This window comes from Burkholderia sp. JKS000303, from assembly GCF_002563755.1.
Lineage (GTDB): Bacteria > Pseudomonadota > Gammaproteobacteria > Burkholderiales > Burkholderiaceae > Burkholderia > Burkholderia anthina_B.
Genome location: NZ_PDBZ01000004.1, coordinates 631,718 through 653,718 on the forward strand (window position 1 = coordinate 631,718; position 22,001 = coordinate 653,718).

At 71.1% G+C, this 22,001-nt stretch carries 18 protein-coding genes and 1 riboswitch; of the genes, 8 read left to right on the forward strand and 10 right to left on the reverse strand.

Translation table 11 applies throughout. From position 1 onward, the window contains the following. Nucleotides 1-31: 31 nt before the first annotated feature. Nucleotides 32-952 carry a hemerythrin domain-containing protein gene (locus tag BX604_RS36205; protein ID WP_098556478.1) on the reverse strand — a complete coding sequence of 307 codons (921 nt, stop codon included), beginning with the start codon at nucleotides 950-952 and terminating at the stop codon, nucleotides 32-34. A gap of 254 nt (nucleotides 953-1,206) precedes the next feature. Between BX604_RS36205 and BX604_RS36210 the strand changes: the two genes are divergently transcribed. From BX604_RS36210 to BX604_RS36220, 3 genes are all read left to right on the forward strand, one after another. Continuing rightward, the gene (locus BX604_RS36210) at nucleotides 1,207-3,906 is read left to right on the forward strand and encodes a LuxR C-terminal-related transcriptional regulator (protein WP_098556479.1); all 2,700 of its coding nucleotides are present in this window, start codon (nucleotides 1,207-1,209) and stop codon (nucleotides 3,904-3,906) included. A gap of 279 nt (nucleotides 3,907-4,185) precedes the next feature. Next, the gene (locus tag BX604_RS36215) at nucleotides 4,186-5,310 is read left to right on the forward strand and encodes a porin (RefSeq protein ID WP_098556480.1); all 1,125 of its coding nucleotides are present in this window, start codon (nucleotides 4,186-4,188) and stop codon (nucleotides 5,308-5,310) included. A gap of 241 nt (nucleotides 5,311-5,551) precedes the next feature. Continuing rightward, nucleotides 5,552-6,256, forward strand: a complete 705-nt coding sequence (locus BX604_RS36220; protein ID WP_098556481.1) for a glutathione S-transferase N-terminal domain-containing protein — start codon at nucleotides 5,552-5,554, stop codon at nucleotides 6,254-6,256. Between the two features lie 123 nt (nucleotides 6,257-6,379). On the opposite strand, the gene BX604_RS36225 is transcribed toward BX604_RS36220, so the two are convergent. Next, entirely contained in the window at nucleotides 6,380-6,886 is a 507-nt protein-coding gene (locus BX604_RS36225; RefSeq protein ID WP_098556483.1) for a MarR family winged helix-turn-helix transcriptional regulator, read from the reverse strand. Nucleotides 6,887-7,018: 132 nt separating this feature from the next. Here BX604_RS36225 and BX604_RS36230 point away from each other — a divergent pair, with 132 nt between their 5' ends. After that, nucleotides 7,019-8,209, forward strand: a complete 1,191-nt coding sequence (locus BX604_RS36230) for an MFS transporter (protein WP_098556485.1) — start codon at nucleotides 7,019-7,021, stop codon at nucleotides 8,207-8,209. 49 nt (nucleotides 8,210-8,258) lie between these two features. On the opposite strand, the gene cobM is transcribed toward BX604_RS36230, so the two are convergent. From cobM to cbiE, 4 genes are read right to left on the reverse strand one after another with little or no spacing between them, the layout of a single operon-like run. After that, nucleotides 8,259-8,987 (reverse strand): precorrin-4 C(11)-methyltransferase, encoded by a 729-nt coding sequence (gene cobM, locus BX604_RS36235; protein ID WP_098556487.1) that lies wholly within the window; start codon nucleotides 8,985-8,987, stop codon nucleotides 8,259-8,261. Nucleotides 8,988-9,030: 43 nt separating this feature from the next. Continuing rightward, the gene (locus tag BX604_RS36240) at nucleotides 9,031-9,762 is read right to left on the reverse strand and encodes a cobalt-precorrin-6A reductase (protein WP_098556606.1); all 732 of its coding nucleotides are present in this window, start codon (nucleotides 9,760-9,762) and stop codon (nucleotides 9,031-9,033) included. A 14-nt stretch (nucleotides 9,763-9,776) separates the two neighbouring features. After that, nucleotides 9,777-10,865: a cobalt-precorrin-5B (C(1))-methyltransferase gene (locus tag BX604_RS36245; RefSeq protein ID WP_098556489.1), complete on the reverse strand. Its 1,089-nt coding sequence runs from the start codon at nucleotides 10,863-10,865 to the stop codon at nucleotides 9,777-9,779. Beyond that, nucleotides 10,865-12,109: a precorrin-6y C5,15-methyltransferase (decarboxylating) subunit CbiE gene (gene cbiE / locus BX604_RS36250; RefSeq protein WP_098556608.1), complete on the reverse strand. Its 1,245-nt coding sequence runs from the start codon at nucleotides 12,107-12,109 to the stop codon at nucleotides 10,865-10,867. Before cbiE ends, BX604_RS36245 begins: the two co-directional genes overlap by 1 nt. A gap of 204 nt (nucleotides 12,110-12,313) precedes the next feature. Next, nucleotides 12,314-12,504: riboswitch (cobalamin riboswitch) on the forward strand. A 106-nt stretch (nucleotides 12,505-12,610) separates the two neighbouring features. Here cbiE and cobG point away from each other — a divergent pair. From cobG to cobJ, 4 genes are read left to right on the forward strand one after another with little or no spacing between them, the layout of a single operon-like run. Further along, nucleotides 12,611-13,981, forward strand: a complete 1,371-nt coding sequence (gene cobG, locus BX604_RS36255; RefSeq protein ID WP_098556491.1) for a precorrin-3B synthase — start codon at nucleotides 12,611-12,613, stop codon at nucleotides 13,979-13,981. Continuing rightward, nucleotides 13,974-14,600: a precorrin-8X methylmutase gene (locus BX604_RS36260; RefSeq protein ID WP_098556493.1), complete on the forward strand. Its 627-nt coding sequence runs from the start codon at nucleotides 13,974-13,976 to the stop codon at nucleotides 14,598-14,600. The genes cobG and BX604_RS36260 overlap by 8 nt, the downstream gene beginning before the upstream one ends. After that, nucleotides 14,597-15,331, forward strand: coding sequence for a precorrin-2 C(20)-methyltransferase (locus BX604_RS36265; protein WP_098556494.1), 735 nt, complete (start codon nucleotides 14,597-14,599; stop codon nucleotides 15,329-15,331). Before BX604_RS36260 ends, BX604_RS36265 begins: the two co-directional genes overlap by 4 nt. After that, nucleotides 15,328-17,049: a precorrin-3B C(17)-methyltransferase gene (gene cobJ / locus BX604_RS36270; RefSeq protein ID WP_098556496.1), complete on the forward strand. Its 1,722-nt coding sequence runs from the start codon at nucleotides 15,328-15,330 to the stop codon at nucleotides 17,047-17,049. Before BX604_RS36265 ends, cobJ begins: the two co-directional genes overlap by 4 nt. Before the next feature lie 32 nt (nucleotides 17,050-17,081). Here the strand turns inward: cobJ and BX604_RS36275 are convergent, their stop codons facing one another. From BX604_RS36275 to BX604_RS36290, 4 genes are all read right to left on the reverse strand, one after another. Next, nucleotides 17,082-17,825: an IclR family transcriptional regulator gene (locus tag BX604_RS36275; protein ID WP_098556498.1), complete on the reverse strand. Its 744-nt coding sequence runs from the start codon at nucleotides 17,823-17,825 to the stop codon at nucleotides 17,082-17,084. Between the two features lie 60 nt (nucleotides 17,826-17,885). Continuing rightward, a complete protein-coding gene (locus BX604_RS36280; RefSeq protein ID WP_098556500.1) occupies nucleotides 17,886-19,052 on the reverse strand; it encodes an acyl-CoA dehydrogenase family protein in 1,167 nt (388 codons plus the stop codon). 110 nt (nucleotides 19,053-19,162) lie between these two features. Next, the gene (locus BX604_RS36285) at nucleotides 19,163-20,464 is read right to left on the reverse strand and encodes a CitMHS family transporter (RefSeq protein ID WP_098556502.1); all 1,302 of its coding nucleotides are present in this window, start codon (nucleotides 20,462-20,464) and stop codon (nucleotides 19,163-19,165) included. A 110-nt stretch (nucleotides 20,465-20,574) separates the two neighbouring features. Next, nucleotides 20,575-21,753 (reverse strand): CaiB/BaiF CoA transferase family protein, encoded by a 1,179-nt coding sequence (locus BX604_RS36290; protein WP_098556504.1) that lies wholly within the window; start codon nucleotides 21,751-21,753, stop codon nucleotides 20,575-20,577. Between the last annotated feature and the right edge of the window lie 248 nt (nucleotides 21,754-22,001).

Sequence of the window (22,001 nt, forward strand, 5' to 3'; positions counted from 1 at the left end):
TGTTCTCCGTAGGATTTCAGTCGGATGCGCGTCACGCATCGTCGGGTTCTTGCGCGCCCGGCGGCGGCGCGGCTGCGTCGCTCGCCGGGGGCGTGTCCAGTTCGATCCAGTCGGCGTCGCCCAGGTAGCGCCGCGCGGCCGGGAAAATCACGCCTTCCATGCGCCCCATCTGCTCGAAGGCGCCGTGTGCATAGACGGCGAGCGCGGCATCGAACGCGGCCGACGGCAACCCGTCGGCGGCGAGCCGCGCCAGCATGTCGAGCGCGTGCGCGTCGCGGCGCCGCTGGCGGTCGAGCTCGTCGAGTTCGGCCGCGGTGCTCTCGGCCCGCCTGCGCAATGCCGTGAAGAGGCGTGCTTCGGTCGACGTGCCGAACCGCGCGCGCTGCAGCGCCGCGAGCGAGGCCAGCGCCGTCAGCGTGCCGTCTGCATCGGCATCGGGGCTGGCGTTCGCACCTTCGCTTGCCGTCATCAGCGCCAGCAGCCGCTCGCCGAGTGCGCGATGCGCGGCCAGACAGCGGGCCATCACGCGTACTTCGGCCGGCGAATGGCGCGCCGGGCACACGAGCACCGGCACGCCGCTCGTCGCGAGCAGCACGCGCCGTTGCGTGCAGGCGGCGGCAGCGGCGTCGTGCGGCAGCGCCGCGACACCGATCAGGTCGCAGCCGAGACTGCCGGCGAGCGCACCGGGCGACGTGTCGTCGGCCCCCGGACGGCCGGCCCCCGGATGGCCGGCCCCCGCGATCACATGGGACAGGCCCTGCGCACGGGCGGCGGCTTCCACTTTCGCACCGTGGTCCGGCATCCGCGCTCCGGATAAACGCGAGTCCGGCGCGGCGCCGGACAGCACGAACGTGACCCGCGCGCCGACCGCACGCGCCAGTTCGAGCGCATGGCCGATCGCGTCGATGCCGCCGGGCATCCCGTCGACCATCACGAGCAGATGGCGATACATCGTGCCGCTCCGCTTATCCGGCGCGCGGCGCGCTGCGTGGTGCGCCGGTCGATACGATGTTCATGGCCTCTCCTCGTTGGATGCGTCGGTTGCGTTCGTCACGCGTCGGAACCCATGCTATCGACCCGGCGGCGGTGCGGCCCCACTCGTCGCGGGGGGGATTGACGGGCGTGCGCGGTTCGGCCGATCCTTCCCTCCACACCCACCCCGGACGCTGGCCCGCACGGCATCGCCGGAATCCGACTGCTGCCCCGATGGCCCACCCACCCGATCGCGCCGACGCGCCCCCCACCGAACTCGTGCTGAAGACGACCGCGCCGCGCGTGCCGGCGCAGTTGCTCGCGCGGGCGCGGCTGAGCCTCGCCGCGCCGGTGTTCGACGGCCGGCCCGTGATGCTCGTGCAGGCGCCGGCCGGCTACGGCAAGACGTCGCTGCTCGCGCAATGGCGACGCGAATCGCTCGCGCTCGGCCGCGCGGTCGTGTGGCTGTCCGCCGACGAGCGCGACGACGCGCCGCGCCTGCTGCAGGGGCTCGTGCAGGCGGTGCGCACCGGTTGCGCGCGGCCCGGCTTCGGGCGCCTGATCCCGGACGGCGCGGCCCGCGCGCTGGAGGGATTGACCGCGTGGCTGGCCGAAGTCGCGCAACTGTCGATCGACGCGCTGTTGATCGTCGACGACGCGGAGCGGCTGCCGGCCGCCGGCCTCGACGCGCTGACCTACGTGCTGCACAACGCGCCGCAGAACCTGCGGGTGGTCGTCGCGGCCCGGCGCGGGCTCGATCACGCGGCCGGCGACCTGCTCGCCGGCGGCCAGTGCACGCTCGCGGGCCCCGACTGGCTGCGCTTCACGCTCGACGAGACGATCGCGCTGGTCGGCGCGCGCTTCGCGCAGAAGGTCGATGCCGACGCGTGCGCGCGCCTGTTCGAGCGCGTCGACGGCTGGCCGCTCGGGCTGCAGCTCGCGATGGCCGCGATGGCGCGCTCGGCCGATCCGCGCCAGGCGGTCGACGCGCTTGCCGCGCGCATGGACGGCACCCGCGACCGGCTGGTCGAGCTGCTGCTCGCGAACCTGTCCGCCGACGACACCACGTTCCTCACCCGCACGAGCGTTGCCGACCGCCTGCATCCATCGCTGTGCGCCGCGCTGCTCGACGACGCGCAGGCCGCCGACCGGCTCGTCCGGCTTGCGCGCGACACGCCGCTGTTCATCGCGTCCGACGATTCCGACTGGTGCCGGCTGCATCCGCTCGTGCGCGATACGCTGCGCGACCGCCTGGCGGCACAGCCCGATGCGACGCGCAGCGAGCTGCATGCCCGCGCGGCCGCGTGGCTCGACACGCACGGGATGACGGAAGAAGCGGCGCGCCACGCGTATGCGGCCGGCCAGGTCGAGACCGCGTACGCGCTCGCGCAGCGCTGCCTCGAGGATGCGATCAAGCAGGGCCGCATCAACGACGTGCTCGACTGGCTCGCACTGCTGCCCGATGCGGAACTCGACAAGCGTCCGACCTTGCGGATCGCGGTCGCGTGGGCGCTGGCGCTCGGCGAGCGCCATGTCGAGGCGCAGCGCCAGATCGCCGGCATCCTGGCGGACGCCGGCACGCCGGCCGCGATGCGCTACGAATGCGCGTTGATCCTCAGCGCGGCCGCGTATTACGCCGACGAAATCGACCGCTTCGTCGAGCTGTTCGAACCGTGGGCCGATTTCGCGCCGCCCGCGGCGACGTGGCTCGCGCAGATGCATGCGAACCGCCTGTCGGCGCGCGCGATCATCGTCGGCGAGCCGGCGCAGGCGCGCCGCTTCCAGCAGGCCGCGCCGCGCGGCGCGACCGCGGCCGCGGCCGGGTTCGGCTACGTCGCGCGCTGGGGCGAGCTGATCACGGGCCTGAGCTATCTGCGCGAAGGCCAGATCCGGCTCGCGGACGATGCGTTGTCGCCGGCGCTCGCCCGCGCGGAAGCCGATCTCGGGCGCCGCCATCCGCTGACCTGCATGCTCGCGGCGATGTGCGCGTCGATCGCCTACGAGGCCGATCGCGTCGACCAGGCCGCCGCGCGGCTCGCGAACCGGCTCGACGTGCTCGAACACACGGGCACGCCCGACACCGTGCTGCTCGGCTACCGGACGGCCGCGCGCATCGCGCTGCTGCGCGGCGTCGAGCATCGCGCGATCGACCTGCTCGAAGCGCTCGACGCGATGGGCGTCGCGCGCCGGCTGCCGCGCCTGTCGGTCGCGAGTCTCGCCGAGCAGGTGCGCATCCACGCGGCACGCTATCGCGAAGCAACCTGCCATGCGCTCGTCGAGCGGATCGACGCGATCGCCGCGGCCGAATTTCCGTCGCACGGGCCGCTGTGGCGGCGCCCCGTCGTGCTGCTGCAGGCGATGGCGCACGCGGGCGCCGCGCTGGCCGCACGCCGCTGGGACGATGCCAGCGCGGCGCTCGACGAAGCGGCCGTGCTGGCGCGCGAGATGAGCATGGGACGCGAGCGCATCGAGATCATGGCGCTCAGCGCGTTCGCGCTCGAACAGTCGGCGCACGGCGGCCGCGCGCTGCTCGACGAGGCGATGAACCTCGCGGACATGTTCGGCCTCACGCGCACGTTTGCCGACGCGCATCCGGCGGTCGCCGACTGGGCGCGCCGCGTCGGCGACGCGGCGCCTGCGGGCGACGGCCCTGCGCGGCCCGCGCAGCCGCAACCGCGCATCGTGCCGCCCGCGCCGCGCAGTACGGCCAGCCCGCGCGCGGTACCGAGCGTCGTGCTGACGCCCAAGGAACGCGCGATTCTCGAGCTGCTCGCGCGCAACCTGTCGAACAAGGAGATCGCGGTGGCGCTCGCCGTCGGCGAGGAAACCGTGAAGTGGCACCTGAAGAACCTGTTCGGCAAGCTCGACGCCAGTTCGCGCAAGCATGCGGTGCGCCGCGCGCTGGTGCTCGGGTTGCTCGAAAGCGCGCCCTGAGCGTGCGCTTGCGCCTGCCGGCGCCAGTGCCGGTGCCGGTCGTGCCCGGCCGTTGACGGCCCCCTCGTCGCCTGTCCCCGTTTCGATTCTCCGCAACCCTGCCCCCCGCGCATGGGGGGGAGCGGCCGCGCGCCGTTGCGTAGTCTTTCCGCACGGCTCGCAGTGATGTCGCATCCCGCGCCTTCCCGCCTGCCTCGATGAGGCTTTCCCGGCTTTGCTGCCCTGCCATACCCGCCCGGGCTCGATCCCGTGCGGTCCATTACGATCCTGGAGACTTCGATGAAGACGAAACTGGCCGCGCTCGCGGTGCTTGCCGGCTGCTCGGCGCTCGCGCATGCGCAATCCTCCGTCACGCTGTACGGCGTGGTCGACACGGGCCTGCTGTACCAGAGCACGTCGGCCGCATCGTTCAGCCCGAGCGCGCCGAACACCGGCAAGGTGTTTCGCATGAAGGACGGCGGCATCTATTCGAGCTTCTGGGGCATCCGGGGCACCGAGGATCTCGGCGGCGGCTACAAGGTCAACTTCAAGCTGCAGGGTTCGTTCGACAGCGGCACCGGCAAGCTGCAGCTGAGCGACACGCCGGGCGCCGCGTCGATCTTCAACCAGGTCGCGTCGCTCGGCGTATCGGGGCCGTTCGGCTCGGTCACGGCCGGTCGCCAGATCGTGCCGATGATCTACGCGATGGCCGACACCGACGTGCGCAACGCGCAGTTCTTCGGCAGCGTGCTGACCGCGTGGCTCGGCCTGAACACCGCGGCCGGCTGGCCGGGGACGAGCACCAACGGCGCGATCGGCGCGCTGTACGACAGCAATGCGCTCGTCTATCAGTCGCCGGCGTTCGCGGGTGCGTCGATCGCGCTCGAATACGCGCCCGGCGGGGTCGCCGGACAGATCCAGGGCGGCACGCGCGAATCCGTCGTGCTCAGGTATGCGAACTATGGGCTCAACGCGGCGGCCGTCTACTACAACGGCCACGACACGAACCCGACGCCGGGTGTCGCGCCGACCGGCGTCGACAACAACCGCTTCGTCTACGTCGGCGCGAAATACACGATCCACGATTTCTCGGTGTCGGCGTCGTACGGCAACGGCCGCAATCCCGCGCATGCGGACCAGGTGAACCTCGACATGCTGTCGGCAGGCGTCGGCTATCACGTCACGCCGGCGCTGCAGGTCACGTCGGCCGTGTACTACCTGAAGGACCGGAACCGCTCGGAAAACCGCTCGACGGCCGTCGTGCTCACGGCCGACTACAGCCTGTCGAAGCGGACGATGGTCTATGCGCAGGCCGGCCACGTGAACAACCGAGGCACGATGGACCAGATGCTCGTGTACGGGCAGCCGGTCGCGCCCGGGGTCGGCACGACGGCCGCGATGGTCGGGCTGCGGCACAACTTCTGACGACGCGGTGCGGTGGGGTGCCGTGCTGCACGGCGCGGCGCGGCGCATGCTGCGCCGCCGGGTCGCAACGCGCGCCCGCCGTCTGCAGCGATCGCGGGGATCGGCTACAGTGGGCGTTTTCGGCGCGCCCCGCCCGCCATGCCGATGCGATCGTCCTGTCCCCGCCGCCGTGTCGGGGGCCGGGGGCAACGCGCGGCAGGCCGGCGGAGCGCGGCTCCTTCACGTTGACGAGCGAACCTCCATGCCCGATCTGTCCGCCTTCCCGATCACGAAAAAATGGCCGGCCCAGCATCCCGACCGTCTCCAGTTGTACTCGCTGCCGACGCCGAACGGCGTCAAGGTGTCGATCATGCTCGAGGAAACCGGCCTGCCGTACGAGCCGCATCTCGTGCGCTTCGACACGAACGACCAGTTGTCGCCCGAATTCCTGTCGCTGAACCCGAACAACAAGATCCCGGCGATCATCGATCCGGACGGCCCGGACGGCAAGCCGCTGCCGCTGTTCGAATCGGGCGCGATCCTGATCTATCTCGCGGACAAGACGGGCCAGTTGATCCCGAAGGACCTCGCGGGCCGCTACGAAACGATCCAGTGGGTGATGTTCCAGATGGGCGGCATCGGCCCGATGTTCGGCCAGGTCGGCTTCTTCCACAAGTTCGCCGGCCGCGACTACGAGGACAAGCGCCCGCGCGACCGCTACGTCGCCGAATCGAAGCGCCTGCTCGGCGTGCTCGATGCGCATCTGGCGAACCGGAAGTGGGTGATGGGCGATACGTACACGATCGCCGACATCGCGATCTTCCCGTGGGTGCGCAACCTGGTCGGGTTCTATGAGGCGGGCGATCTCGTCGGCTTCAGCGAGTTCCGCCACGTCGCACGCGCGCTCGACGCATTCGTCGCACGCCCGGCCGTCGCGCGCGGGCTCACTATCCCGGCGCGCGACTGAGCCGCGCAGCGGGCGCTGCCCGCTGCCCGCCCGGCCCGCCGCATCGCGCGGCGGGCGGTGTTCCGGCTTCCCTTCGGTGTGCCCGGTTCCGCGCGTTGCGTTCGGCGTGCCGATCCGGCACGGCTATTTCGTGGCCGACGTCTGTTCTCCCCATCCCGCCAGCAGTTTTTCCAGCAACGCCGAAAGTTGCGCCTGCTCCACCGCGGACAGCGCGGCCAGCATCGCGCGCTGATTGTCGACGTGCGCGACCACCGCGTCGTCGATCAGCGCGCGGCCGGCGTCCGTCAGCGCGACGAGCGTGCCGCGTCCGTCGGCCGGGTTCGGCCGGCGCTCGACCCAGCCGGCCTTCTGCAGCCGGTCGATGCGTGCGGTCATCCCGCCCGACGACATCATCAGCGCGTCGTACAGCGCGGTCGGCGTCAGCGCGAACGGCGCGCCGCTGCGCCGCAGCGTCGCCAGCACGTCGAATTCGCCCGGCTGCATCCCGTAGCGCGCAAACAGCGGATTGAGGCCGTCGCGCGCGATCACGAGCGCGGCCTCCTGCAGCCGCCCCATCACGAGCATCGACGACGCATCCAGATCCGGACGCTCGACGCGCCACTGCGCGAGCGCATGCGCGGCTCGATCCATTAACCCTCCTCGGCTCACCAGTTATCTTGACGTCGAGATAAATCAGCATTTATCTTGATGTCGAGATACTTTACATGAAAACGCGCGGCGCCCTCGACGGAGGCGCCGCGCATTGATATCGAGGGCCGTTTGATGAATCGCTTGACTTCCCCCGGATGGCGGCTGGCCGCCATCGTGCTGGTCGGACTGAACCTGCGGCCGGCGCTGGCCGCGGTCGGTCCGCTGCTCGACATGATCCAGCGCGCGACCGGCATCGGCGATGGCGCGGCGAGCCTGCTGACCACGATCCCGATCCTGCTGATGGGCCTCGGCGCGTTGAGCGCACGGCGACTGCAGCGCGCGACGGGCATCGCGGGCGGCGTATGGCTCGGCGTCGCGCTGATCGGGTTCGCGTGCGCATCGCGCATCGGCGCCCAGCTGGCGTGGCTGCTGCTGGCGAGCGCATGTTGCGCGGGCATCGGGATCGCAATGGTGCAGGCGTTGCTGCCGGGGTTCATCAAGGCGCATTTCGCGACGCGCATCGGTGGCGCGATGGGCGTTTATTCGACGTCGATCATGGGAGGCGCGGTGCTCGCGAGCGTCGTCGCGCCGTTTGCCGCGGCCCGCTGGGGCTGGCTTGCGGCACTTGCGGGCTGGGCGTTGCCGGCCGCGGTCGCGGCGGTCGCGTGGCCGCTGGCGAGCCGCGGCGGTGATACGGCAGCGTCCGGAGCGGCTTCGGCTTCGACGTCGGCCACGCCTGCGCAACCGTCGCGCTCGCCGCGCGCATGGCGGCTCGCGGCGTTTTTCGGGATCGCGACGGGCGCCTACACGCTGGTGCTGGCATGGCTGCCGCCGTACTACATGCGGCTCGGCTGGTCGCCGACGGCGGCCGGCACCCTGCTCGGCGGCGTGACGCTCGCGGAAGTGGTCGCGGGGCTGACGATCTCGGCGACGATCGACCGCCTGCCCGATCGCCGGCCCGCGCTGCACGCGGCGATCGCGTCGCTGCTCGCCGGGTTGCTGGTGATGCTGGCCGCACCGCAGGCGCTCGCGTTGCCGGCCGCGCTGCTGCTGGGGGCCGGGATCGGCGCGCTGTTTCCGCTGTCGCTGATCGTCACCGTCGATCATGCGGCGACGCCGGCCGATGCCGCATCGCTGACGGGGTTTGTGCAGGGTATCGGCTATCTGATCGCGGGGCTGTTTCCGTTCGCGGCGGGCGTCGTGCGCCAGCATCTCGCGGATCTGTCGCCCGCATGGATCGCGATGGCTTGCCTGTGTATCGTGCTGTTCGGGCTGGCCGCGGGATTCGCGCCGCAGTTTGCGCGTCGCGCCGCGCGGGCGTAACGCACGTCAGATGCGGGGGAAGACGGGCGAGCCTGATCGTACGACGGCCTCAGCCTCCGCTCGCATAGAGCGTCGAATCCGCGAACCCTTCGGCATCGAGCACGCGCCCGATCAGGATCAGCGCGGTGCGTTCGATCTGCGTGCCCTGCACCTTGCCGACGATGTCGGCCAGCGTGCCGGTCACGCGCGCCTCGTCGGGCCAGCTCGCGCGATAGATCACCGCGACCGGGCACGCGGGCCCGTAGTGCGGCAGTACTTCGTCGACGATCCGCGCGAGATGCCGCACGCCGAGATGAATCGCGAGCGTCGCGCGATGCGCGGCGAGCGAACCGAGCGCCTCGCCTTCGGGCATCGTCGTCTTGCCCGCGAAGCGCGTGAGGATCACCGTCTGTGCGATGCCCGGCAGTGTCAGCTCGACGCCGAGCGTCGCCGCGCACGCGGCCGTGGCCGTCACGCCCGGCACGATTTCATACGGAATCCCGAGCGCTTTCAGCCGGCGAATCTGTTCGCCGATCGCGCCGTACAGGGACGGATCGCCCGAATGCACGCGTGCGACGTCCTGCCCTTTCGCATGCGCGTCGGCAAGCAGCGCGACGATCGTATCGAGGTCGAGCTCGGCCGTATTGACGACCTGTTCCGCGCGATGGCCGTCGAGCACGGCCGGCGGCACGAGCGAACCGGCATACAGGATCACCGGGCACGTGCGCACGAGGCGCTGGCCCTTCACCGTGATCAGCTCCGGGTCGCCGGGGCCCGCACCGATGAAATACACCGTCATCGAAAATTCTCCGTCAATTCATTGTGCAGCCGGTCGCGCCGCATCACGCGCGCGCGGCCGGATCGAGCGCATCGAGCAGCGCGGCGGCCGAGTCGAACGCGCGATCGGCGTCGGGCAGCGGCGGCCGGCGCAGCATCACGACCGGCAGCCGGCGTTCGCGCGCGACGTCCAGCTTGGCCTCGGTCGCGGCGCCGCCGCTGTTCTTGCTGACCACGACGTCGATGCCCGCGAGCGCGAACAGCGCGCGTTCGCCGTCTGGCGTGAACGGCCCGCGCGCGGCGACGACCTGTGCGCGCGCGTTGCCGGGATGCGGATCGAGGCAGCGCACCAGCCAGAACTGGTGCGGCGGGATGTCGTCGAGATGCGCGAGCGGTTCGCGGCCGAGCGTGAACAGCGGCCGCCGGAACGGCGCGAGCGCGGCTTCGATGCCGGCCCAGTCGTCGACCAGCCGCCAGTCGTCGCCGGGCCCGGGTGTCCACGGGACGCGCCGCAGCGCCCACAGCGGCACGCCGGCGTCGCGCGCGGCGGCCGCCGCGTTCGCGCTGATTTGCGCGGCATACGGATGCGTGGCGTCGATCACGAGACCGATGCCGGCGTTGCGTAGATACGCGGCAAGCCCCGCTGCCCCGCCGAAGCCGCCGACGCGCACGTCGCAGCGCAAGTCGTCGGGCACCTTGCCGAGGCCCGCGAGGCTGTAGACGTGTTGCGGGCCGAGCGCACGGGCGATCTTCAGCGCATCGCCGGTGCCGCCGAGCAACAGGATGCGGGTGTTCATGGCGTTCGTGGCGTTCATCGCGCGTCTCCGACAAAGCGGCCCTGCCGGTCGATCGCGAACATCTCGACGGCGACCGAGGCCGGCACGATGTCGCGCGCGACGCGCAGCGCGTGCGCGCAGACGATGTCGCCGAGCGGCACGCCGTCGGTCTGTGCGAGCTTCAGCGCTTCCTGGCTCGTGTTCGCCGCGCGCATCGTGGCCTGCAGCGCGTCGTTCGCGCCGGCCTCCGCCGCCCACTGCGCGAGCAGCGGCAGGTCGATGCTCGAATGGCGGCTGTGCAGGTCAAGATGGCCGGCCGCGAGCTTGCTGAGCTTGCCGAAACCGCCGCACATCGACAGACGCGCGACGGGCGCGCGGCGCAGGTGTTTCAGCACCGCGCCGGCGAAATCGCCCATTTCGATCAGCGCCATGTCGGGCAGGCCGTAGTGCGCGCGCATCGCGTCCTCGCTCGCGTTGCCGGTACACGCGGCAATGTGCGCGACGCCGTTCGCGCGCGCGACGTCGATGCCTTGGTGGATCGACGCGATGTACGCGGAACACGAGAACGGCCGCACGATGCCGGTCGTGCCGAGGATCGACAGCCCGCCGACGATCCCGAGGCGAGGGTTCATCGTCTTCAACGCGAGCGCCTCGCCGCCCTCGACGCCGATCGTCACGTCGAAGCCGCCCGCATGGCCGTATTCGGCGGCGAGCGCGTCGAGGTGGGTCGTCATCATCTGGCGCGGCACCGGATTGATCGCCGGTTCGCCGACCGGCAGCGTGAGCCCGGCGCGCGTGACCGTGCCGACACCCGGCCCTGCATGAAAGCGCACGCCCGGCGTCGCGGCGAGCGCGACGCGCGCGAAGATCAGCGCGCCGTGCGTGACGTCGGGATCGTCGCCGGCGTCCTTCAGCGTGCCGGCTTCGGCGCCGTCGGCCGTGGTCCGGCAGAACTCGAGCCGCATCATCACGCGCTGCCCCTTCGGCAGCACGATTTCGACCGCATCGTCCGCGCGGCCCGCGAGCAGCAGGCGCGCGGCGGCGAGCGACGTCGCGGTCGCGCAGCTGCCGGTCGTGTAGCCGAACCGCAGCGGCGCCGGTTGTTCGGGGGTTTCGTCGCGCATCACGCGAGGTCCGGAAGGTCCGACAGGTCGGTTGCCGCGGCATCCGGCTTGCGCACGTCGTACAGCGTGACGGGCAACGGTTGCCGCCACGTGTCGAAGCGGCCGAGCGGCTCCGCGTGCGCGAGCGATACGCGCGTGAGCGTGCCGCCGTGCGCATCGCGCCACGCGGCGAGCGCCACTTCGCCCTGCAGCGTGACCGCGTTCGCGACCAGCCGGCCACCGGGCTTCAGCGCCGACCAGCATGCGTCGAGCACGCCGGGCGCCGTCGCACCGCCGCCGATGAAGATCGCGTCCGGTGCGGCGAGCCCCGCGAGCGCCTCGGGCGCACGCCCCGCGACGAGTTGCAGGCCCGGCACGCCGAGCGTGTCGCGGTTGTGTTCGATGAAGCGCTGCCGCTCGGCGTGCGATTCGATCGCGATCGCCTGGCACGATGGATGCGCGCGCATCCATTCGATGCCGATCGAGCCGCTGCCCGCGCCGACGTCCCACAGCAGTTCGCCGGGTGCGGGCGCGAGGCGCCCGAGCGTGAGCGCGCGCATGTCGCGCTTGGTGAGCTGGCCGTCGTGGCGGTATGCGTCGTCGGGCAAGCCGGGCGTGAGCGCGCGGCGCGGCGCATCGGGGCCGGCCTGGCAGTCGAGCGCGACGAGATTGAGCGCGGCCGTTTGGTCGACGTGCCAGTCCTGCGCGAGACCGTCGATGCGCCGCTCCAGCTGGCCGCCGAGATGTTCGAACACGCTGATGCGGGTCGGGCCGAAGCCGCGTGCGGTGAGCTCCGCGGCGACCGTGGCCGGCGTGCGGCCGTCCGCGCTCAGCACGAACAGGCGCCGGCCCGGCAACAGGTGGCGCGCGAGCGTCGCGAGCGGGCGGCCGACGAGCGACACCGCGCCGACGTCCTGCAACGCCCAGCCGAGCCGCGCGGCCGCGAGCGACAGCGACGATGGTGCAGGCAGCACGCGCCACTCGTCGGCGGGCAGTTCGCGCGCGAGCGTCGCGCCGACGCCGAACAGCATCGGGTCGCCGCTCGCGAGCACGCAAACGGGCGAGCCGCGACGGGCGAGCAGGCCCGACAGGTCGAACGGCGACGGCCACGCTTCGCGCGCGGCCGGCAGCCGCGCGGGCAGCATGTCGAGGTGCCGCTTCGCGCCGACCACCCGCGTCGCGTCGAGCAGCGCGCGCCGCGCGCTGCGTCCGAGCCCCGCGTAGCCGTCGTCGCCGATGCCCACTACCGTCAGCCACGCCGTCATGCACCCTTCCCCATCGTTCGGTTCCATCGAGTCGCCGCGCGGCGGCCGTGAAGGCGCCGGTGCGGCCGTCCGCATTGCGAAAGTCGGCATGGTACCGTGTTCCACCGCGCGTTTCATCTGCGTGGCTGCCGCCCCGCACCGTGCTTTGCCCCGGCTCCGGCGCATGGCCGGGCGGTCGCGAAGCGCCGTCGAAATCGGGTATCCTACGGCCGTTCGATCGCCGGTGCCCTTCGGGGCCGAAGAGGGAACACGGGGTGCACATCGCGCCGCCGTGGCTGCCCCCGCAACTGTAGACAGCGAGCCGATCTCCCTTTCATGCCACTGGTTTTACCGGGAAGGCCGGGAGCAGGCGCCGACCTGTCAGCCAGGAGACCTGCCGGCCTGAAAGTGCGTGCGTGCCAGTCGGCGTCGGGCGGGGTGTACCGATGCGTTGGCCGTTGCGCGACACTGTCCCGTATTCCGTTGAGCTCCGCCCCCGTTTCGATTCCTGCGTCGCCTGCCGTGCGCCCGTCGGCTTGCCCGGGGCTCGTGCGCGTCGTCGCGGCCGCCGATGGCGGACTGTGCCGCATCAAGCTGCCGGGCGGCCGGCTCGACGCGCGACAGGCGCGCGCGATCGCCGCTGCCGCGCGCGCCTACGGCTCCGGTGCGATCGACGCGACCAATCGCGCGAATCTTCAGCTGCGCGGCATTCGCGACGGAGCGGCCGATCCGCTGGCCAACGCGTTGCTCGACGCAGATCTCGGCCCGCGCGCGCGCAGCGCTGAGGTCGCCGATGCGGCCGCCGACCGGGCCGCGCTCGCCGCGAGCGACGACGTCCGCAACCTGATGCTCAGCCCGCTCGCCGGGCGCGACCCCGACGCGCTGCTCGACAGCCGCGCGCTCGCGACACCCCTCTTCGACCTGCTGGCGCGCGAGCCGCGTCGCGGCGAACTGTCGCCGAAATTCTCGATCCAGCTCGACGGCGGCGAATCGGTCGCGGCCGTCGATCACCCGCACGACATCTGGCTGGCCGCATGGCGTCGCGGCGACGGCGCGCTGCGCATCGCCGCGAGCCTGGCCGGCTGCGTGCCGGTCGCCCCCGACGACACGCCCGCGTCGATCGACGTGTCGCCCGACCAGACCGTCGCGCTCGTGCGTGCGTTGCTGCTTGCGTTCCTCGATCTCGCGCCGGTCGACGTCGCGCGGATGCGCGGATTGATCGCGATCTGCGGCGAACGCGCGCTGCTCGAACGCGCGCAGCACTATCTGCCCTTCCCGCTCGCGGCCGATCCGGCGCTCGCCGGCTGGCGACGCGCGCCGTCCAATGCCGCGCTGCGTTTCGGCGCGCGGCCGTCGCTCGATGCGGCCCGCTGCAGCGTCGGTGCGCAATGCGCGCTCGGCCGGCTCGACGCGACGCAACTGGAGCGGCTCGCCGACCTAGCCGAAGCCGATGGCGACGGCACGCTGTCGATGACGCCGTGGCAAGGCGTGTTCATGCACGGCGTGTTGCACGAACGCGCGCCGGCCGTGCTCGATGCGCTCGCGTCGCTCGGCCTCGTGTGCGCGATGACCGATCCGCTCGCGTCGCTCGTCGCGTGCACGGGCAGCGCAGGCTGCGCGAAATCGCGCGCCGATACGAAACGCGACGCGCTCGCGCTGGCCGAGTACATCGGCCATCCGCTCGACGCGCACCTGACCGGCTGCGAGCGCCATTGCGCGCTGCCGCACACGGCGACGCACACGCTCGTCGCGGTCGCGCCCGGGCGCTACGACCTTTACCGGCGCGACGCTGCCGCGGGCCTCGGCGCCCCGCTCGCGCGCCATCTGACGATTGACCAGGCCGCGGCCCGACTGACGGGCGCGCGGTACAGCCAGGACACCACCGATGCTTGACTACATTCGCGACGGGCAGGAAATCTACCGCCAGTCGTTCGCGACGATCCGCGCCGAGGCCGACCTGTCGCAGGTTCCGCCCGATCTCGAGAAACTCGCGGTGCGCGTGATCCATGCGTGCGGGATGGTCGACGTCGTCCACGACCTGCGCTTCTCGGCGGGCGCCGGCACGGCCGGGCGCACCGCGCTCGCGGCCGGTGCGCCGATCCTGTGCGACGCGAAGATGGTGGCCGAAGGCATCACGCGTGCGCGGCTGCCGGCCGGCAATCGCGTGATCTGCACGCTCGGCGAGCCGGAAGTGCACGATCTCGCGCGCCATCTCGGCAACACGCGTTCGGCCGCGGCGCTCGAACTGTGGCGCCCCCAGCTGGCCGGCAGCGTCGTCGTGATCGGCAATGCGCCGACTGCGCTGTTCCACCTGCTCGACATGATCGACGCCGGCGCCCCGCGCCCCGCGCTGATCCTCGGCTTTCCGGTCGGCTTCATCGGCGCGGCCGAATCGAAGGCGATGCTGGCCGCCGACAGCCGCGGCGTGCCGTACGTCGCGCTGCTCGGCCGGCGCGGCGGCAGCGCGATGGCCGCCGCCGCGGTCAACGCGCTCGCGACGGAGGTCGAATGATGGCCCCGTGCGGACGCCTGTTCGGCGTGGGGGTCGGCCCCGGCGACCCGGAACTGATGACGATCAAGGCGCTGCGCGTGCTGCAGGCCGCGCCGGTGGTCGCGTATTTCGTCGCGAAGGGCAAGAAAGGCAATGCGTACGGGATCGTCGAAGCGCACCTGCTCGATACGCAGACGCAACTGCCGCTCGTCTACCCGGTGACGACCGAAGCGCTGCCGCCGCCGCTGTGCTACGAAACGGTGATCGCCGACTTCTACGACACGGCCGCCGAGATCGTCGCGTCGCATCTCGATGCGGGGCGCGATGTCGCGGTGATCTGCGAAGGCGATCCGTTCTTCTACGGGTCGTACATGTACCTGCACGACCGGCTCGCGCCACGCTACGACACCGAGGTGATCCCGGGCGTGTGCGCGATGCTCGGCGGCACGGCCGTGCTCGGCCAGCCGCTCGTGTATCGCAACCAGAGCCTGTCGGTGCTGTCCGGCGTGCTGCCGGAGAACGAATTGCGCGCGCGGCTCGCGCAGGCCGACGCGGCCGTCGTGATGAAGCTCGGCCGCAACTTCGACAAGGTGCGGCGCGTGCTCGACGACCTGGGGCTCGCGAAGCGCGCGCTGTACGTCGAGCGCGCGACGATGGCGACCCAGCGCATCGTGCCGCTCGACGAAGTCGATCCGATGGCGTCGCCGTATTTCTCGCTGCTCGTGGTGCCGGGGGAAAAATGGCAAGGATGACGACGCCGCCCGCGATCGTGATTCTCGGCGCCGGTGCGCTCGATACCGCGCGGCGCATCCAGGCGCGCTATCCGGGCGCCCTCGTGCACGGGCTCGCATCGCGCGTCGCTGCCGACGTGCCGTTCGACGAACTCGGCGCGCACCTGCGCGAGCTCTACGCACGCGGCCTGCCGATCGTCGCGCTGTGCGCGGCCGGCATCGTGATCCGTTGCATCGCGCCGGCGCTCGCCGACAAGGGTGTCGAGCCGCCCGTGCTCGCCGTCGCGGAAGACGGCTCGGCCGTCGTGCCGCTGCTCGGCGGGCTGACCGGCGTCAACGTGATCGCGCGGGAAATCGCCGAATGCGTCGGTGTCGCGCCGGCGATCACGACGAGCGGCGAGTTGCGCTTCGGCGCGTGCGTGCTCAACCCGCCCGAAGGCTATGCGCTTGCGGATCTCGCCCAAGGCAAGCGCTTCGTGTCCGATCTGCTTGCGGGCGCGGCCACGCGCATCGACGGCGCGGCGCCGTGGCTCGACGACGTCGCGCTGCCGCGTGACGCCGCGGCAGCGCATGCGATTCGCGTGACGCCCGACGCGTGGCGCGGCGCGCGCGACGAACTCGTGATTCATCCGCGTAGCGTGGTGGTCGGTATTGATGTGCATGGCGCGCGGGCTGATGCGCCGCCGTCGCTTGCCGCGCGGGTCGAAGCGTTGCTCGACGCGCAGGGGCTCGCGCGACTGGCGCTCGCCGCACTCGTTGCGCCCGCAACATTGCTCGGCGACGTTCGACTGAAAGAGGCGGCGCAAACGCTCGGCGTGCCGCTGCGTTTTGCCGAAGTCGATGGCGCTCACGCAGGCGCCCTCGATGCCGCCGCATTGCTCGGCAGCGCGTTGCGCGTCGCGCATACGCTGCGCGCAACCGCCGACGGTCTCGCCTGCGCCGTCGCTTCACACCCGATTGATCCGGCCACGCTCGGTCGCGCACGCGGCCGCCTGACCGTGCTCGGTCTCGGCCCGGGTGGTGCCGCATGGCTCACGCCCGCCGCACGCAGTGCGCTCGCCGAGGCCACCGACATCCTCGGCTACACGACCTACGTGACGATGGCCGGCCCGTTCCGCGCCGATCAGCGCGTGCACGGCACCGACAATCGCGAGGAAATGCAGCGCGCCCGCCATGCGTTCGAACTGGCGGCGCAGGGCCGGCGGGTCGCGGTCGTATCGTCGGGCGACCCGGGCGTGTTCGCGATGGCCGCGGCCGTGCTCGAAGCGCTCGACGAAGCGCGCGACCCGCAATGGGCGGCAGTCGACCTGCGCGTGGAACCGGGCATCTCGGCGTCGCTCGCGACAGCCGCGCAGGCCGGCGCACCGCTCGGCCACGATTTCTGCGCGATCTCGCTGTCAGACAACCTGAAGCCCTGGGAGGTGATCGAGACGCGCCTGCGGCATGCGGCGCAAGCCGATCTCGTGATGGCGTTCTACAACCCGATCTCGCGTGCGCGGCCGTGGCAACTCGACCGCGCGCTCGACATCGTGCGCGCGCACCGCGCAGCCGATACGGTCGTCGTGCTCGGCCGCGACATCGGCCGCCCCGGCGCGACGCTGACGACGACGACGCTCGGCGCGCTGCGCAGCGATCAGGTGGATATGCGCACGATGGTGATCGTCGGCTCGTCGACGACGCGGCGTTTCACGATCGACGGCGGCCGCGAGTGGGTCTATACGCCGCGCTGGTATCGCTGAAGCGCTCACGCGCGGCGTATCGCGCGGTGGCGCTAACCGCGCCCCTGCTCGGCCAGCAGCCGCGCCTTCGCATCGACCAGCAGCGCGGCATGCGTGTCGCGATGCTGGCGGATCCGCTCGGTCGGCCCGACGACGGATAGCCCGTACCAGTCGCCGTCGAGCGTCACCGCCACCGCGATCGCCGACAGCTCGGGCGCGCTCTCGCCGAAATTCTCGGCCCAGCCGAGTTCGCGAAACCGCGCGGCCTGCGCGACGAGCGAAGGCAGGTCCGCGACGCTCGCGTCGGTGAAGCGTTCGAACGACAACTGCGCGCCGAGCGCCTGCTGCGCATCGTCGGCGAGCTCCGCGAAGATCGCCTTGCCGATCGAGTTCGCATGCAGCGGGCGCAGCTCGCCCGGCTGGCGCGTATAGCGGATCGCCTGCTCGGACTCGACGACGTCGAGATACGTGACCGACGCGCCCTGGATCTTGCCGAGCACGGCCGTCTCGCGGCTCGCGTCGCGCAGCGCGACCAGATGCGGATGCACGAGGTCGACGACGGGATCGGTCGCGTCGATCGCGGCGGCGATCGCCTGCAGGCGCCGCGTCGGGTAATAGCCGCCGCGCTTGCGTACTTCGTACAGATAGCCGCGGCTCACGAGCGTGCGCGCCATCGCGAGGCAACTCGACGCCGGCACGTTGAGCAGGCGCGCGAGTTCGGTGAGCGGCAGCGGCCGTTTTTCGGCGGCGAACAGCTCGAACAGGTCGAGCGTGCGGGCAACGAGTTTGACGTCCATGACGAGCGCTTGATTCGGAACGGGAAGCCGCGCGCCGGGCAGGCTGCCGGGTCGGTACGGTCAGTACGACTTCGGCAGCCCGAGCACCTTTTCCGCGATGTAGCACAGGATCAGTTGCGGACTCACGGGCGCGAGCCTCGGAATCATACACTCGCGCAGGTAGCGCTCGACATGGTATTCCTTCGCATAGCCCATTCCGCCGTGCGTCGCGATCGCCGTCTGGCACGCCTGGAACGCAGCTTCCGCGCCGAGGTACTTCGCGGCGTTCGCCTCCGCGCCGCACGACTGCCCCGCGTCGTAGCGCGTCGCGGCCTTCATCACCATCAGCCACGCAGCCTCCAGCTGCATCCACGCCTGCGCGAGCGGATGCTGGATCGACTGGTTCTGCCCGATCGGCCGGCCGAACACGACGCGCTCGCACGCATACTGCGTCGCGCGCCGCAGTGCGGCCTGCCCGAGGCCGATCGCCTCGGCGGCGATCAGGATCCGCTCCGGATTCAGCCCGTGCAGCAGATAGCGGAAGCCGTCGCCCTCGTTGCCGATCAGGTCGTCGCGCGACACGCGCAGGTTGTCGATGAACAGCATGTTCGAGTCGACGGCCTTGCGGCCCATTTTCTCGATCTCGCGCACCTCGACGCGCGAACGGTCGAGGTCGGTATAGAACAGGCTCAGCCCGTCGGTCGGCTTCGCGACCTGATCGAGCGGCGTCGTGCGCGCGATGATCAGCATCTTGTTCGCGACCTGCGCGGTCGAGATCCAGATCTTGCGCCCGCTCAGCACGTAGTCGTTGCCGTCGCGGCGCGCCTGGGTGCTCAGGTGCGTCGTGTCGAGGCCCGCGTCGGGCTCGGTCACCGCGAAGCAGGCCTTGTCGCGCCCGGCGATCAGCGGCGGCAGGAAGCGCGCCTTCTGCGCGTCGTTGCCGAACACCTGCACCGGATTCAGCCCGAAGATGTTCATGTGCACGGCCGACGCGCCCGACAGGCCGGCGCCCGATGCGCTGATCGTGCGCATCATCAGCGCGGCCTCGGTCATCCCGAGCCCGGCGCCGCCATGCGCCGGGTCCATCGCGATGCCGAGCCAGCCGGCTTCGGCGAGCGCCGCGTGAAAGTCGGACGGAAATCCGCCGGCGCGGTCGCGCTCGAGCCAGTAATCGTCGCCGAAGCGTGCGCAGATTTTCTCGATCGCGCTTTCGATCGCGCGCTGGTCGTCGGTCAGGTCGAACTGCATGGGTTGCTCTCCCGGAAAACGTGAACGGCCGCGGCATGTGCAGAGGCTGGCCGCCCCAAGGTTGACTGGCGCTTCCATGACCCGGCGCCAGGCGCCGGGCCCGGGGGCGCTCACAACGGAAACACGCCCGTCGCGACCGCGGTGAAGACCATCAGCACGGTGGCGGCGAACAGGAACGGAATCGTGAATTTCTGGTGCTCGGCGAGCTCGACGCCGGTCAGCCCGACGATCAGGAACGTCGCGGGCGTGAGCGGGCTGACCGGAAAACCGGTCGTCATCTGGCCGAGCAGCGCGGCCTGCGCCATCTGGATCGGCGGCACGCCGAGCAGCTTCGCGCTTTCCGCGAGCACCGGCAGCACGCCGAAGTAGAACGAATCGGGATCGAACAGCAGGCTGAGCGGCATCGACAGCAGGCCGAGCACGAACGGCATGTGGCGCGCATGCTCGATGGGCACGTGTGCGACGACGACCTCGGCCATCGCCTTGAGCATCCCGGTGCCGGACATGATCCCGGTGAACGCGCCGGCCGCGAGCAGCACGCTCGCCATCATCAGCGCGGCCTTCGCATGCGCGTCGATCCGCTCGCGCTGCGCCTGCACGTCCGGATAGTTGATCACGAGCGCGGCCACCGTGCCGAGCATGAACATCACCATCGGATCGACGATGCCCGACACCAGCGTGACGAGCACGACGAGCGTCAGCGCGAGGTTGATCCTGAAACGCCCGGGCCGGCGCAATGCGCGTTCGGCGTCGGTCAGCTCGCGCGGCGCAATCGCGAGCGATGCGGCGCCCGCGCGATCGAGCCCGAGCCGCTTCGCCTCGCGCACGCCGAGCACATACGCGGTGCCGAACACGAACACGAGCCCGACGATCTGCACCGGAATCATCGGCATGAAGATCGCCGAGCCGGGAATGTGCAATGCCGCCGACGCGCGCAGCATCGGTCCGACCCACGGCAGGAAATTGACGCCGGCCGCCATCGACGCGACGCACGCGAGGATCCGCCGGTCCATCCCGAGCCGCGTATAGAGCGGCATCATCGCGGGCAGCGTGACGAGAAACGTGACGGCGCCCGAGCCGTCGAGATGGATCAGCAGCGCGAGCAGTGCCGAGCCCATCACGATGCGCGGCGGATGGCAGCCGATCACGCGCAGCACGCCGGCGATGATCGGATCGAGCATCCCCGCGTCATTGAGGATTCCGAAAAATAGAATCGCAAAAACGAACATCCCGGCGATCGGGCCGATGTTCTGCACACCGTGCACGATGAACTTGCCGGTCTGAAGCCCGAACCCGGCCGCGAGCGATGCGGCCACCGGCACGACGATCAGCGCGACGAGCGGCGCGAGCCGCTTCGTGATGATCAGGCCGAACAGCGCGACGATCGCAATCGCGCCGATCCATGCGAGCATGATGTGTCTCCTCTTGCGCCGGCGCGCGTCGTGCGCGGCGCGGCGGATGTCCGATGGGGCGCGCGGGGTGCGGCCTTGCGTCGTCGCATGGCCGCCCGTCGCGATGCCGGTCAGTGCCGGCGATCGCCGTTGCCGTCTTTGCCGCCGTCGTGTTCGTCGTCGGCAAAGACCTGCGCGGCGTGTTCGTTCAGCGCGGGCGGCGGCCGCCGGTACGTGGCCGGCGTGCGGCCGAGCTTGATCGGCGACGCGATGCCGCGATGCCGGCCGAGTTCGACCTTCATCTGCCGATGCGCGACATGCGGATGGTCGAGCGCCGCATCGAGCCCGAGCACCGGTGCGCACGGCACGCCGCGGCGCATCAGCTGGTCGGCGAGCGCTGCGCCGTCGTGTGCGGCCAGCGCCGTTTCGAGCAGCGCACGCAATGCGGCGCGGTTCGCGCTGCGCGCGCGGTTGTCGGCGAAACGCGGATCGTCGGGCCAGTCGCGCGTGCCGAGCACGTCGCAGAGTGCCGCGAACTGTCCGTTGTTGCCGACTGCGAGAAAGATGTCGACGCTCGCGGTCGGGAAGCTGTCGTACGGCGTGATGTTCGGATGCGCGTTGCCGGTGCGCACCGGCGCCTTCCCCGAATGGAAGAAGTTCGGCGTATGCGGATGCAGGATCGACAGCGCGCAGTCGAACAACGTGGATTCGACGAACTGGCCGCGCCCGCTCGCATCGCGTTCGCGCAGCGCCATCAGCACCCCGAGCGCCGCGTTCAGCCCGGTGACGAGATCGACGATCGGCACGCCCACGCGCAGCGGCGCACCGCCCGCCTCGCCGTTGACGCTCATCAGCCCGGCCAGCGCCTGCACGGCCGCGTCGTAGCCGGGCAGCCCGCCGAGCGGGCCGTCCGCGCCGAAACCCGACACGCGGCAGTAGACGAGGCGCGGAAAGCGCGCGTGCAGCGCGTCGAAGCCGAGGCCCCAGCGCTCCATCGTGCCGATCTTGAAGTTCTCGACCACCGCGTCGGCGTGCTCGAGCAGCCCCAGCAGCCGCTCGCGGTCGTCGGGCTTCGTCAGGTCGAGCGCGATGCCGAGCTTGTTGCGGTTCACGCCAAGGAAATACGACGCGGTGTCGCCGTCGAACGGCGGCCCCCAGGTGCGCGTCTCGTCGCCCGACGGCGGCTCGACCTTGATCACCTCCGCGCCGTGGTCGGCGAGGATCTGCGTCGCGTAGGGGCCACCCAGCACCCGCGACAGATCAATGATGCGCAACCCTGCCAGCGCGCCCTGCTGCTCGTGTTCCGCCATGCGTCTCGCTCCTGCTTCCGGTTGATCGGACCACCGGTTCCGCCGCGCCGGCAATGGCGGCACGGTTTTCCCGGCTGGAACAATAATTCTTGTGTGTGAATTTATATTCACACTGAGGAATTGTGTTGTCAAGCTGGAAATGTCCCGGCCGACGGGCCGATAAAGCGGCCGCGCGCAAGTGGGGACGACCCCGAACGCAGGCCGGTTGCGGCGCGGGGCCGCCGTTCGCTAAGCTGGCGGACGGTGCT